The sequence below is a fragment of the Candidatus Propionivibrio aalborgensis genome (genome assembly GCF_900089945.1).
In the GTDB taxonomy this organism is placed as follows: Bacteria; Pseudomonadota; Gammaproteobacteria; order Burkholderiales; family Rhodocyclaceae; genus Propionivibrio; species Propionivibrio aalborgensis.
Window position 1 is genome coordinate 1 of sequence record NZ_FLQY01000037.1, and the last position, 13,454, is coordinate 13,454.

Here is a 13,454-nt window from a genome sequence, read left to right on the forward strand (position 1 = left end):
TTCCTGCGGGTCAAAACCCTGGTAGTTGTCCGCATGTTTGAGCAGACCATCGACGTGTATGCCTGCCTCATGCGTGAAGGCGCCGGCACCAACCACGCATTTCTGCCACGGCACGGCACGGCCGGAGGCTGTGGCGACTACGCTGGAGAGCGCCGGGAAACTTTTGAGATCGACACCCGTTTCGATGCCGTAGAGCTTCTTGAGACCGAGCACCACTTCTTCCAGCGGCGCGTTTCCGGCGCGTTCGCCGAGGCCGTTGACAGTTGTGTTGACATGGGTTGCTCCAGCGTGTTTGCGGTGGCTAATCCCATGTCGTCATGCGCATGCATTTCGATTTCGAGTCCGGTGTTGCGGCGCAAGGTGCTGATGCGCTCGAAGGTGGAGAAAGGTTCAAGCACCCCGAGCGTGTCCGCAAAACGCAGGCGGCGGGCGCCGGCACGTTCGGCGGCTTCAGCCAGTTCACAGAGGAAGTTGATATCAGCACGGGACGCGTCCTCGCATCCGAGGCCTACTTCCAGACCGAGATCGCGTGCCGTGCCGATGAACCTGGGCAGTTCTTGCAGCAGCCAGAAACGATTCCGCCTGAATTTGTATGAGAGATGCTGATCGGAGGCGGGTATCGCAATGTCGATCAGGTGTGCGCCCAGATGTGCGCAAGCTCTGATATCGTCGAGATGCAGGCGGCTCCACACCATCAAGTTTGGTGCCAGTTTCAGCGCGGCGACAGCGCGCACCGAGTCGCGCTCCTCTTCGCCCATGGCCGGGATCCCGACTTCAAGCTCCGGTACCCCGATAGTCGCGAGCTGGCGGGCGATTTCCAGTTTTTCAGTCAGCGAAAACGCGACCCCGGCGGACTGCTCGCCATCGCGCAGCGTGGTGTCGTTGATGGTGACAAAGGGCGGGTTGGCCATGGCACTCTCCTCAACGTTGACGCAGCAAGGATGGTGCCAATATGTAAGCTGCTGAAATATAAGGATTTGAATATTTATAAGGCCGTTATGTGCGTTCAATGTCGCCAATGCGACAATCAGCAGCACAGTTGCCGCAGCCTATCCCGGTTCCTGAGAAGACTTCGCTGGGGTAAACGAAGAAACCCCCATATACGCAAGCCAATTATTGGCTGTGGATACAGGGGTTCTCAGTATGTGGCGGAGAGGGCGTCCTTTGAATTCGAACTTTCATAACGTCTCACATGACTTCACGCCACTACTACAACGCAAGACAGGGCAAGGCTTGCAGCCAAATTAATTATTTCTTGCCATATCTTACCGTATCATCTATTCTCATTTACATTGATGGGTATGATGGAGGGTACAAAAATGGCACGCAAAGCAAAGGAACTTGGGGCGCTGGAAGTGGGCAGACTCAACAAGCCCGGCCTGCATGCTGTCGGCGGTGTATCCGGGCTGTCGTTACAGGTTACGCCTAGCGGCGCTCGCTCTTGGGTTCTGCGGGTAATGGTCGGCGGCAAACGCCGTGAAATGGGCCTTGGTGGATACCCTGACGTAACACTGGCCGGTGCCAAGGAAAAGGCACGCCTCGCTCGCGAAAAGATCGACAACGGGATTGACCCGCTTGCCGAGCGCCTGACCAAGCGGAGCAATCTCGCTGCCGCAGTAGCTGCTGCAATGAATTTCAGTGAAGCCGCTGAAAAATACATCGCTGCACATGAAGCCGGATGGAAGAACGCCAAGCACGCCGACCAATGGAACAACACCCTGGCGACCTATGCTTACCCGATTATCGGCAAGATCACCGTTGCAGACATTGAGACAGCGCACGTCATGCGCGTGCTGGAACCAATCTGGACAACCAAGACAGAGACGGCGAGCCGGGTACGGGGGCGCATAGAATCGATTCTGGACTGGGCGACGGTTCGCGGGTTCCGCAAGGGCGACAATCCCGCACGCTGGCGCGGTCATATCGAACATCTGCTTCCCGCGCGTGCCGACGTTCAGAAAGTGGTTCATCATGCTGCCCTTGATTATCGCGAGGTTGGTGCTTTCCTGGCTGATCTGCGGCAACAGGCCGGCGCTGGTGCCATCGCGCTTGAGCTTGCCATTCTGACCGCTGCACGTTCCGGTGAGGTTCGCGGGGCAAAATGGTCCGAGATTGATCTGGTAGCCGCCGTCTGGACAATTCCCAAGGAACGCATGAAGGCGGAAAAGGAACACCGTATCCCGCTGTCCGCTGAAGTCCTTGGCCTACTCAACTCTCTACCGCGCATGGCCGACACTGATCTGGTTTTCCCCAACGCCAAGAACGCGGTGCTTTCAGACATGACCATGACCGAAGTTATCAGACGCATGGGGCGAACCGGTGTAACTGCTCATGGGTTCCGTTCATCGTTCCGAGACTGGGCCGGTGAGACAACCGCATACCCCCGTGAAGTTATTGAGCATGCCCTAGCGCACCAGCTCAAGGATAAGGCCGAAGCCGCCTATGCTCGCGGTTCGCTGTTCGACAAGCGCCGTCGACTGATGGCTGACTGGGCGAAGTTCTGCGCAGTTCCCGCTGCAGCGGGCAAGGTGACGCCAATACGGGGCAATGCCGCAGCCTGATCAACTCAACGCAACAAGGGAGTTTCAATAGTTTTGCCCAGCAGACTGGTTCAAAAAAATAATTCCATTGTTCGAAATGCTGGCAAGTAGTAAATAATTCGTGTCGCTCATACAACTTCACAGGGTGACACAACATGTATCTACGCACTAAGAAAGCGCTTCCTCTAGCGCTTGAAAATTTCGATTCTCAACCTGATTCAGCTTTTGTGAGGCAGCCCGTCGTCGAAGGACTCTTCGCCATTTCATCCGCTACGGTGTGGAGAATGGTGAAGCGTGGCACGTTGCCTACTCCGCGGAAACTCTCGGAACGTATAACAGCTTGGCGAGTTGGGGATCTTCGCAAGATTCTTCAGGCGAAATAGGCCATGAAGTCCAAAGAAAAAGCCAGTCAGGTGGCGACCCGTCTGGCTTCAAATACTGCATTCACTGAGCATCATTCTACCGCAACAAATCCCCTTCAAGGCTGGTTTGATCTGGCGAAACCTAGCAGGAACCGCCAGCAAAAAAGGGGATGGAAGCGCGGCAATCAGCGAGGACGGATAGACGCTTATCTGTTTGCACAACTGGCGTTGCTGATCGTTCTCGCGCTGCTGATCGTCGGGGGGGTGAAAGGATGAGCAACGTCCACAACATTCTTTCACATCTCGACAGAGTGAAGCAAACCCGGCCTGACTCATGGCAAGCTCAATGCCCTGCTCACGATGATCGTGGCCCGAGTCTGTCAATCCGCGAAACCGACGATGGTCGGGTACTGCTCCATTGTTTTGCCGGATGCTCAGTGCATGATGTTCTTGCGGCTGTTGGCCTGGACATTTCTGACCTTTTTCCGCCTCGTGAAATCCAACAGGGCAAGCCAGAACGCCGCCCCTTCCCTGCGGCTGATGTATTACGTGCGATTGGATTCGAGGCACTGGTCGTTGCTTCTGCTGGTGCTTCGCTTCTGGCCGGTGAGCCGTTCTCTGCTGTTGATCGCGAGCGGCTAATTCAAGCTGTTGCACGAATTCAATCAGCATTAACGGCAGCGGGGGTGCGCTATGCTTAATCTGATTGATGTAAGCCTGTCGCGACTCGATGCGCTGGCCGAAAATTTGGCTTCAGGAACATCGCACAAGGCCGTGGCGAACGCGAGCGCACCGGCATGGGCAACGCATCAAGCCGAGGTCGAGAACGCGCCAGCGGACGATTCTGACGGTGCAAAAGGCATCGACATCGATGAGGCTCGACGTGTCGTCGCCAACGTACTTGAGCGAGTGAAAGACGATCCCAAGGCGCACCTGAATCCTACGGCAATTGAAGCATTTCGGTTCATCAAGAAAAGCGATCCATTCGAGTATGAATGCGCTCGCACCGACATGAAGCGGGCGAACGGGCGGGTTCGTATCAGCTTTCTTGACGACGCCGTGACTGGCAGCACCAGCGGGGTCGGCGCAACCGAGGCAAGCACTGCCACACAGATCGTCGACCTTGCGATTGAGCGTTGCGAACTCTGGCACGATACCGATGGTAAAGCGTATGCCAGCTTGATCCGTGAAGTCGACGTCATATCGCATCGGGAACATTGGGCTATTGATTCTTCTGGTTACCGGGACTGGCTTTCCTGGCTGGCGCACTGCGAGCTTGATGCGGCACCGGCCAGCGAAGCGCTCAAGGCTGCACTAAACGCACTGGCCGGGAAGGCCAAGTTCGATGGCGAAGAGGCGGCACCGGCGCGGCGTGTGGCTCGCACCAAAACCGGTTACTGGATTGATCTATGCGACGAGCAATGGCGTGCCATCCTGATTACGCCGGCTGGTTGGCGGATCATGGAGCAGCCCGAACCGCGTTTTATCCGTAGCAAGGCCATGCGACAACTGCCCTTGCCGATACCAGGCGGGAACATGGATGCTCTGTGGCTACTGTGCAATATCCCGGCTGAGGAAAGGCACCTCGTTTCTGCTTGGATGCTGGAATGCTACCGCCCGGATACGCCCTATCCGGTGCTCGAATTGATCGGAGAACAGGGCAGCGCCAAGTCGACGACGCAATCGACCTTGCGAGCATTCATCGATCCCAACAAGGTCATGCTGCGCGGTCGCCCTAAATCCGTTGATGACATCTATGTCGCGGCGGGCAGTAACCACATGGTGTCTCTGGAAAACCTGTCGGGCATATCAGCCGATCTGTCTGACGCCCTTTGCACCATCTCCACCGGCGGCGGGGCGGCTAGCAGGCAACTCTATACCAATGCCGAGGAAGCCATCATCGAAGCACACAATCCCGTTGTGCTGAACGGCATCGGCGCGGTAATTACCCGCTCCGACCTGCTAGACCGTGCCATTGCCCTTTGCCTGCCGACGATTACGGATAACCGCTTGACCGAAGCAGAACACGAAGCCGCGTTGCAGTCTGAAGCCAGCAACATCTTCGGCGGGATTCTTGATTTGTTCAGTGAGACACTAGCGAAGTTGCCGCATGTCGCTATCGACCAGGCAAGACGACCGCGCATGGCCGACTTCGCTTTATTAGGCGAGGCCATGCACCAGGCGCGCGGAAAACAGGCGGGCACGTTCGTCGATTCTTATCTCAATCACCGGCGCGATGCCATCGCTCGCACCATCGACAGCAACCCCGTGGCGACAGCGTGTCTGGCCTTCGCTGAAGCCGGTCACCGATTCAATGGCACCGTCAAGAAACTGCTTGAGCAACTCAAGGACTATGCGCCACCAATCGAGCGATCAGACTACTGGCCGAAGAGTCCAAAAGGGTTGGCCGATTCCCTTCGTCGCGTAGCGCCAGCGCTGCGGCTGATGGGCATTCAGGCTAGCGTGGATAGTAAACCGAAGCGGGATGGCGTGCACTGTGAGGTTAGTAAGGCGAGTGATAGGGATTTGGCGACAAGTTCAAACAATAGAGTAGCAAGTTCACCAAGTTCACCAAGTTCGCTGATGCAGGATCGGAAGGGCGGTCGAGAGGTAGTTGTGCTATGAACATGGCCGAGTTGAATCGCCTGGGTATCCTTATCCGCACTGGTGAACCGGGAGAACTGCTCATTGACGCCCCACAGGGCGCATTGACACCCGATCTGCTCATCGAACTGCGCCGGTCAAAGGGCGATCTGCTTCGGGAGTTTGCTCAAGGCGTGAATGTGGTGAACTTGGTGAACAATGATTCCTATTGTTTGAACGCTGGCAAGGAATCTGTATCACCTGTCGCCAATCTTCACTCCCGAGTAAAAGTCTGCGCTGGCGATACGGCGACCGCTTCCCGCTGGTGGCTGATTCACTACCACGACCGCGATCCGATGGAGATCGCCTGCTGTCCCGAAGCGACCCATGCAGAGATTCTGGAACGGCACCCGGACGCGGTAGCGGCGGAACCCTTTACCCCGACCATCCGGCAACCATCGGCACCCCTGACCGCCGGTGAGGAGACGGCGATTCGGGCATGGCTGGCACTGATTGAGAAAACCGACCCGGCGTCCATTGCCGAAGTGATCGGCCAGTGCCAGCGGGATGCAGATGCGCGGGACTACTTCACGGGGCGAGCGGCGGCGGACAACTTGCAAAAAAATCGGGCCGATGCCGCTTTTGATGATGTTCGGCGCACATGCGACCAATGCGCGAATCTGATCGCTCGGCGCTGCCAAGCGGCAAAGCACGGCGAGATTGTGGCGAGCCGGAACTATGAACCGATCCGCGACCTACCCCGGCGCTGCGATGGCTATGCACCGGGCGCGGATGACCCAGATCGACGACATGGCCGGGAACGCTGGCCGGGACTAATCCAGAAAGGAAACGAATGATGCGCACCATTGAAGCGGAAACCATGACCGACACGACGGTCATCACACGCGATGAATCGACACCTGTGGCAACGGTCGGCAACTATGAACCTGTCCGGCTCAACGCCTTGAAGCACGGCATTCTTTCCCGGCTGGCGGTATTGGGGCATGAAGATCATGCCGAGTTCGACGACCTGCTGGCGGCGCTGATCGACGAGCACCGACCGGGCGTAATCACTGAACGGCTCCTGATCGAAGAACTGGCGACGATCATCTGGCGCAAGCGGCGGGTATTGCTGGCCGAAGGCGCGCAGATCAATCAGGGATTGAAAAGCGCAGCAAATAGCTCGAAGACGGTGATGGCATCGGCGGCACCGTTTCAAAAGAGCATGGCCAGCGAGAGCACGGACGTGCGCGACCTGCTGGATTTGGCCCCTAATGATGTCGCCGAACGCCAGCAGAACGCGGCGCTTAATTTGGCTGCAACCAGGAAAGCGGCGGCAATTCTTCGCCATGGTGGGCGGAACGCCTACGGCAAAGCACGACGTGCGTTGTTGCCCGGTTCCAGTGATTGTTGGGATGAGCAAATCGAGGAGGAGGAATACCCAGCAACCGCTGAAGGGCTGGCCAAATTTATCCGCGAGATGCTGGAGCCTATCTGCCTTCAGATGGATCGCGAAGCGCGATTTACCCCGGCAATCAAAGCGCAAACCTTGGGCGAAGGGCTTCAAGCGCACCGATTGGAGAAGCTGAACCGATACGAAACGCATCTGGATCGAAAATTTGAGCGATCACTGGCCATGCTTTTGAAGCTTAAACAGCTTCGCGGCGCATGAAACCAGGCACCATCAAAACCGGCGAAACACTAGGCAGGGCAAGGCTTTCGGCAAGAATTAGCGAAAACGATATGTCTAACTTGCCAAATGATTTCGGTAAATTCTTGAGAGTAAAAAAATAATGGGTGGATACGGCAGCGGCAGGCGTAGCGGCAAGAGCACTACAGATGACATGCTGGCGCTTGATGTGCGGCGTCTGCAACGGGATGGAATGTTGACGCCAGGACGTGCCTCCAGTAGGAGTTGGTCACGCAGAGGGACAGAGGTGGCTACCATTCAGGTGCGAGCAGCAGCTGACCGCGTAACCCTGGACTATCGGAGCCGAAGCAATGGCGGCGACTGGCAGCAAGTGGAATATCCCGTTTATCTGGAATGGACAGCCTGCAATCTGGGCGGTCGTCGGGCGTGGTTCCTTTGTCCTACGAAGGGATGCGGGCGTCGTGTGGCGATCCTCTTCGGCAGTTCAGTCTTCGCCTGTCGGCACTGTCACAAGTTGGCCTATCAGTGTCAGCGAGAAACAGACGGCGGCAGAGCGATGGGGCGGGCCGACAACATACGTCGACGTCTTGGATGGCCCGCTGGTATAGCTAACCCTTTAGGCGGCAAGCCCAAAGGGATGCACTGGCGCACCTATACCACGTTGCTGAGTCAGTACCACACGTTTGCATCGGCGTCATGGGAGGACACGGCGCAACGGCTGGGGCTGATGAGGCAGAGGCTGGGCAGCGTGCATGATGCGCTCAAAGGCGAAGGCTAAATCTGTTTCGCAAAATGGCGGAATACCGCGCTGTAGGAACGGGACGGCGGCTGAAGACTGCGGATTCAGAATCTCGACTCTTTCAGGCTAGCGGCTCCGTTATTCGTTTTGGCTTGGCGTCAATAGATGCTGGAGCCCCAAAGTCTGAGCATATTCAAAAGCCGTTTGTCCATGCTCGTTCGATGCGTGGATATCAGCACCTTGGGTAAGCATGGCGACGACTGCCTTCTCGTCGTGACGACGGAGTGCACCAAACAGTTTATGTGTTGCATCAGCCGCCTTGCGTTCCTTGGCCTCGCGTTGGCGGTTTTCCTCGGTGGTATGACGTGCCTCGGAATGTTCAGTATCACGCGCTGATAGCGCGTGTAGTTCTTCTAGCGATTGCGCGCCGAGATTATGCAAGCCGAAAGGCAAGTATGGGTTGTCAGTGTTTGTGAGAACCCAATCAATAACGGTAGTAAGGTCATCATGAGACCGTTCCGATAGCTTGCGAAATAGCCAGATAACAGGCGACACGCTGCCAGCACTGAAATTGGGTAAGCGTTCAAGAACGGTTAGTGCTTTGATACATGCTATGAGTTGAGTGTCGTCTAGCGAAGCAGCGACCGCATACCAAAAGTGTGGTGCGAGACGCATGAATGATCCTGAGCGGGCTGCCGGAAATAGCAACGACATCTTTTCGTCGTCTTCAAACCGCCCTGACGCACCAATTTCAATAAGGTTCTGGATCAGGTTTTGCGATAGTTCCGGTGCCATTATGGGAAAGCCCTAACGAATGACAATTCGCTGGGTCCGGCTTTCATTCCATTCCCCACACGCTAGGCTGTGGCACGCCCATACTATCGATTACCTTTAGCGCGATTGTGAGTAGAGCAGAGCATTTGGCAGTTCTTGGCCGAGCTTCCGCCGCCCTTGCTCCATGCCGAAACGTGGTCGGCGTCCATCTCTTCGAATTTAAATATCCTGCTCTTGTTCGAGGCATGACCAATCGCGCAGAGGGGGCAGTTGGACTCGTCATTATTCTTGGCTGCTTGCGTTTGCTTATCGTATGCGACCCGCTTTACCTTTGTGTCGAACATCCGAACGTCCAACAACTTCGTATCGACCGAGCCACCTAGTAGAAACTCGAAAATTCCCTTGCGGCTTGTCACGTAGTCATCGGCGAAAAATTTTTTCACGTCGCCCGACATCTTCTTTGGATCGTATGACTTGCCGTGGTACAGCTCGTAAAGTCTGCCCCAATCCAATCCCTTCATTTCTGTAAGAACGTCGACAAACATAGTTGAAACCCAGTCGATCACGCCGTTGAAGTAAGTCTTCAGTTGATTGATGTTGTTATCGTTGCGATGCTGGCTCAGATAGCCGCCTATGTCGCCCTTGCTCACCCAGTCTAGCGACCGCTCCAGGAAGTGCTGCCGGTTTGCGGTGCCCTTAATATACGCGCTCCATTTTTGGATGTTCGCGTTCTGGCTGTTGCTGAACTCGGCCTTCGCAAGGGTCACAAACGGCCCGGAGTAGATGGCGTTCAGGAGTTCTTGATCATTGAGAGGCACACCTGCGATGTTGATCGTTTCGAACCACTGCTTGATCTCAGACTCGGTCCCCTCACACTCGTAGATCAGCAATTTCGAGTCTCGAATCTTGGCTTGTTGGTCGGCTGGAAGGCTGTCGAAGTTCTTCGGATTGCCGTTATCTATAATCGCGAACTTGTTCGTAACGAACCGTCCTATACTGGTGATTCGTTGCTGCCCGTCCAAAACTTCGAATTTTTCATCGCCGACTTTGTTGAAGTAGATCAACCCGAGTGGATACCCCTTTAGCAGCGAGTGAATGACCGCCATCTCCTTCTTGCCGTCGCCATCCGCATAGATGTAGTTCCGCTGGTACTCCGGCTGAATCGTGAGCTTTCCGGCCAGACCGAACAGCCCCTTGCCCTCCAATTGATTGTACACAAACCCATCGCAGATGTCGGCGACGGTGATGTCGGTTTTCAGCGTGGTCTTCACTTTTTCGCCCCTCAAGCGCGCCGAGTACGGCGTTGGCGGATGACGATTCTCGTATATAGGCGATCGTATGTGCCATTTCCGTTGTCGATGTAAAAGCTGGGACCGCCTTGTGCGTATGACCCTTTCTGGGCTATTTCTGAAATTGGTGTCCCAATTGTGAGGTTCGATCCGAGAATCTCGAATTGGTCGGGGTTGTACTTGTCGAGGAAGGTGATCGGGACGCCCATGGCGCCGTCGTAGTCGCTCGGTATCGCGTCGGTGAACGGCACTTCGATAGCGTCGTAGTTGGCGTACTGGTTGTACGCCGGCTTACCCTTGATCTCCTTGTGCTTACTGAAGCGCAAATTGTCGGCCATGGACATGCTCTTCAGCCGCTGGTGGCGGCGACCATGGTCCAGGTTTGTGTACCAGCGGACGCCCTTAACGCGGATGTACTTGACACCATTTTCGTCAACGCGCCAACCCGCCGCGTTCAGCGGATAGTGGTCTGGTACGCGGAACTCGCGGTCACCACTATGAATGGTAACGCCCATCCATAACTTGTCGGCCTTGATGAGCGGGAAGATCTCCTTGTAGGTTATCGCCTGTACGTTGCCGATGATCAGGAATGTCTTCCCGTGCTCGACGAGTTGGGCTATGTATTCGCGAAAGCGGGAGAAAGGTGGGTTGGTCACGACGATGTCGGCCTCTTTTAGGAGCGTGACGCACTCGGGACTGCGGAAATCGCCCCCTGGGTACTTGTCATCGCCTTTCAAAGCTATACGGGCGGCCCTGTTGCGCTTGAGGAAAATCTCGACGTCTGTCACGTTCGCTGCGCCGTCTCCGTCCTCGTCTTTTACGTGATCGAGGATTACTGCAAGCGCCTTGGGTGTTTGTCGCTTTCCATTACCCTCTTGGTATTCCGGGAACAATGTGCCCTGGCCGGCTATTGGGGAGCCGTCGTAGCTTGTGGAGACAAGCTTTTTGAGCTTGAGCTTGTTGAAGTTGGTAGCGAAGTACTTGAAGAATTGGCTCTCGAAGGGGTCATCGCAGTTGCAATAGACGACCTTGCCGCGGAACGTGTTGGGATCGAACTCAAGGTAGGCCTCGACCTCTTTCTCGATGTCCTGGTACTGGGTGTAGAACTCGTCCTTCTTGGCCGTCCTTGCGGCGTCCAGATTTCGATTCGTCGTTTTGCTTTTCATGGCGCAATTTGCTTCTTTTGCTTTCCTTGACGTCATTTCGGGCTAACGGACAACTTTTATCCGCCGACGCAGGCGAGTTGGATGAGGGCGCGGAGTCATATCGTCGAATAAACCTTAGTGGACTGAAACGCCGCTCGGGCGGATGATTTGAGGGTTGTAAGGCCAATCCTGTTCAAAACAACCGATGTTATTATCTTACGCAAATTCGCGCCAGTATTGCGTGTAAATGTGACTTGCTTCACCAACAGGCGACCCCGAACCAAATTCCATCGTGGCTCATCGCATGCGCCTGCGACCTGCGATGATTCCACAATTAATGATTTGGCGATACGGTGAAGGATTGGCTAAAACAAATGCTGGGGCGCATGTTCCAGCCCATATCACGCAGCGATGCCCTGCGTATTGCTTCCCACGCACTGGTGAACGGTGCCAAAGGGGGCCGGCTGATTTGCCACGACACACAACCAGACAACTGCCGGATTTATCAAACCCAAACCGAACCCTGCTGGTACATCTATGCGCCATGGAGTGACCACAAGGAGGTAATGATGCTGCGCAGCAGCCGTGTGATACTCGTCGGGAAGCTGACTGGTATTATCCATTATGACGGATCGGCTCAGGACGAGGGGTAGCAGCGAGAAACACCATGAAAAATCAAACTCAGGTGCACTACGAGCTTTCGCCACTCAAGCTATGGTCACCGCTTCATCGGCAGCTTTCTGCTTGTGTTCAAACCAAAAGCAACCCGCAGCAGTGGATCGGCACCATTCGTAATTTGCAGAAGAAAGGGGTTAGTGCTGTCGAGATCGAGTGGTCGACGATCATTTCAAAGCTGGAAGACAGCCCCGCAGCGCCCGTGCATCTTGATGAACTGCTCCATTTTCTGACCGACAAACCGCCTTGTGAGCTTGTTCTTCAACGCCGTATCACTGATGAATATGCGCCGCAAGTTCGCTACGAGAAGCAGCAGCGCCCCACCAAATTACCGCCCTTTGTCATTCGGCGTGGTCAGCGTGAAACGCGTTTGTTGCATTATCGGGACCGCACCTTCGGGCTTTGTATTTGGTTGCATGTCGAATGCGATCCGGGACTATTTGGCCGGAATAGATACTGGTCGTTCTCCGTACCGCGTGGTCGAAAGAAGATTGGAGCGCACTCAACAGTCCAGCGCTTTGCCAGCGCTCATGATGCGATGGCGTATGGGCGGGCAGTGGTCGCGCGCATGGCCCGGCGCCTTGGAGCCCAAGGATTCATCGGGCAATCCCGCAGCCTCAACCGGTGGACGCGCTTCGCACTCCCCGGCGGCGAGTACTACACCGAATGGCTGATCACCGCGCCGAATCTGTCCGCTGATTATTGGGGCGAGCATTTTGAGCTTTCCAATATCGTTGCGCATGTGCGCACTACCGAGCGCGTTACTCCCCAAGGCGCGCGCATGCTTGTTCTGGAGGAAATCCAGAGCGACTGGAATCAGGCACTGCGCAAAGCAATTCAGGAAGCGAGAGAGCGGCACCTGGAGGACGCCGAAGATCGCGACCTCATCGAATTGGACGATGACATGGACCCGCCGCCCGATAACCCGTACCTGAACAATTGGCTGGACGCCGCGCTGCGCATGATGTTGCTGCTGGCCGCGAATCAGGGCTATGCGGGCATTGCCTGGTTGCCAGGAACGCTGCATGCCGAGCGTTTCCCGTGGGCCAATGCCGAGGGACTGAAGGCGTTCTATGACCGCATCGTGCCTGCGGCAGTGGAAAAGCTCGCCAAGTCATGGGGCGCACGATTGGACGCAGCGCAGTTCTCCACCTTGAGCCGGCATTTCCGCGTGCGGAAGTTGGCAGATAAGCCGATATGGCAGGTCTTGAGTCTGGATTCCAGGAAAGTCGTTGGCGAGGATTTCGCCACGTACGCTGCGGCCGAAGCCTTTCGCAGATCGTTGGAGGATTCCGTAATCGAGCGCGTCACTGCGCTGTATCTCTCAGATGAAATGCGGGATGACATTAGCGACAAGGGCCTGCCCTACTTGGGCGCCGTGGGGACGCGGCGAGCCACTTGACTGCTCCGTCACGGGCCTTGCAATCAAAACCGCCAGTGACAAGAGATGTCAGGGTTTCAGGTTTCGTTACTGCGTAACGCTCAGTCAGTATTCTCTAATTCATTCGTACGTAAAAGACTGGCTATGATTGGCAGGTTTCGTATCACGGCTAATCAGTCAAGCGCATACAGATATGGTGGGTGAATTGGCGGGTACAAAATAAAAACGCCTCGAAAGGCGCTTGTTGGCTAGCTACTTGGCGGAGAGGGCGGGATTCGAACCCGCGGTGGGATGTTATCCCACACACGCTTTCCA

General features: G+C 55.7%; 13 protein-coding genes and 1 pseudogene. 9 read left to right on the forward strand and 5 right to left on the reverse strand.

Annotated elements, in window-relative coordinates; all coding sequences use genetic code 11:
* Positions 1-216, reverse strand: a 216-nt coding sequence (locus PROAA_RS19355) for a homocitrate synthase/isopropylmalate synthase family protein (RefSeq protein ID WP_425393994.1), incomplete at its 3' end; no start/stop codon positions are given.
* Positions 196-911, reverse strand: a pseudogene (locus PROAA_RS02685) (homocitrate synthase); the annotation flags it as partial. The gene PROAA_RS19355 and the pseudogene PROAA_RS02685, both read right to left, overlap by 21 nt.
* 408 nt (positions 912-1,319) lie before the next feature.
* Here PROAA_RS02685 and PROAA_RS02690 point away from each other — a divergent pair.
* From PROAA_RS02690 to PROAA_RS02720, 7 genes are all read left to right on the forward strand, one after another.
* The gene (locus PROAA_RS02690; protein WP_186409850.1) at positions 1,320-2,561 is read left to right on the forward strand and encodes a tyrosine-type recombinase/integrase; all 1,242 of its coding nucleotides are present in this window, start codon (positions 1,320-1,322) and stop codon (positions 2,559-2,561) included.
* A 134-nt stretch (positions 2,562-2,695) separates the two neighbouring features.
* Positions 2,696-2,923, forward strand: a complete 228-nt coding sequence (locus PROAA_RS19250; protein WP_186409851.1) for a helix-turn-helix transcriptional regulator — start codon at positions 2,696-2,698, stop codon at positions 2,921-2,923.
* Positions 2,924-2,926: 3 nt separating this feature from the next.
* Entirely contained in the window at positions 2,927-3,178 is a 252-nt protein-coding gene (locus tag PROAA_RS02700; RefSeq protein WP_186409852.1) for a hypothetical protein, read from the forward strand.
* Positions 3,175-3,603: a DNA primase gene (locus tag PROAA_RS02705; RefSeq protein ID WP_186409853.1), complete on the forward strand. Its 429-nt coding sequence runs from the start codon at positions 3,175-3,177 to the stop codon at positions 3,601-3,603. Before PROAA_RS02700 ends, PROAA_RS02705 begins: the two co-directional genes overlap by 4 nt.
* A complete protein-coding gene (locus PROAA_RS02710; RefSeq protein ID WP_186409854.1) occupies positions 3,596-5,527 on the forward strand; it encodes a hypothetical protein in 1,932 nt (643 codons plus the stop codon). Before PROAA_RS02705 ends, PROAA_RS02710 begins: the two co-directional genes overlap by 8 nt.
* A gap of 2 nt (positions 5,528-5,529) precedes the next feature.
* The gene (locus PROAA_RS02715; RefSeq protein ID WP_186409855.1) at positions 5,530-6,342 is read left to right on the forward strand and encodes a TubC N-terminal docking domain-related protein; all 813 of its coding nucleotides are present in this window, start codon (positions 5,530-5,532) and stop codon (positions 6,340-6,342) included.
* Positions 6,342-7,157: a hypothetical protein gene (locus tag PROAA_RS02720; RefSeq protein WP_222102064.1), complete on the forward strand. Its 816-nt coding sequence runs from the start codon at positions 6,342-6,344 to the stop codon at positions 7,155-7,157. Before PROAA_RS02715 ends, PROAA_RS02720 begins: the two co-directional genes overlap by 1 nt.
* Positions 7,158-8,013: 856 nt before the next feature.
* Here PROAA_RS02720 and PROAA_RS02725 read toward each other — a convergent pair.
* From PROAA_RS02725 to PROAA_RS02735, 3 genes are all read right to left on the reverse strand, one after another.
* Positions 8,014-8,670 (reverse strand): hypothetical protein, encoded by a 657-nt coding sequence (locus PROAA_RS02725; RefSeq protein ID WP_186409856.1) that lies wholly within the window; start codon positions 8,668-8,670, stop codon positions 8,014-8,016.
* 83 nt (positions 8,671-8,753) lie between these two features.
* On the reverse strand, positions 8,754-9,920 hold the full coding sequence (locus PROAA_RS02730; protein WP_186409857.1) for a DUF262 domain-containing protein: 1,167 nt from the start codon (positions 9,918-9,920) through the stop codon (positions 8,754-8,756).
* A gap of 11 nt (positions 9,921-9,931) precedes the next feature.
* Positions 9,932-11,104, reverse strand: coding sequence for an adenine-specific methyltransferase EcoRI family protein (locus tag PROAA_RS02735; RefSeq protein ID WP_186409858.1), 1,173 nt, complete (start codon positions 11,102-11,104; stop codon positions 9,932-9,934).
* A 332-nt stretch (positions 11,105-11,436) separates the two neighbouring features.
* Here PROAA_RS02735 and PROAA_RS02740 point away from each other — a divergent pair, with 332 nt between their 5' ends.
* Together PROAA_RS02740 and PROAA_RS02745 are read left to right on the forward strand one after the other, a co-directional pair.
* Complete coding sequence (locus PROAA_RS02740) at positions 11,437-11,736, forward strand: hypothetical protein (RefSeq protein ID WP_186409859.1); 300 nt, start codon at positions 11,437-11,439, stop codon at positions 11,734-11,736.
* 14 nt (positions 11,737-11,750) lie between these two features.
* Positions 11,751-13,160 carry a hypothetical protein gene (locus PROAA_RS02745; RefSeq protein WP_186409860.1) on the forward strand — a complete coding sequence of 470 codons (1,410 nt, stop codon included), beginning with the start codon at positions 11,751-11,753 and terminating at the stop codon, positions 13,158-13,160.
* Positions 13,161-13,454 lie beyond the last annotated feature (294 nt).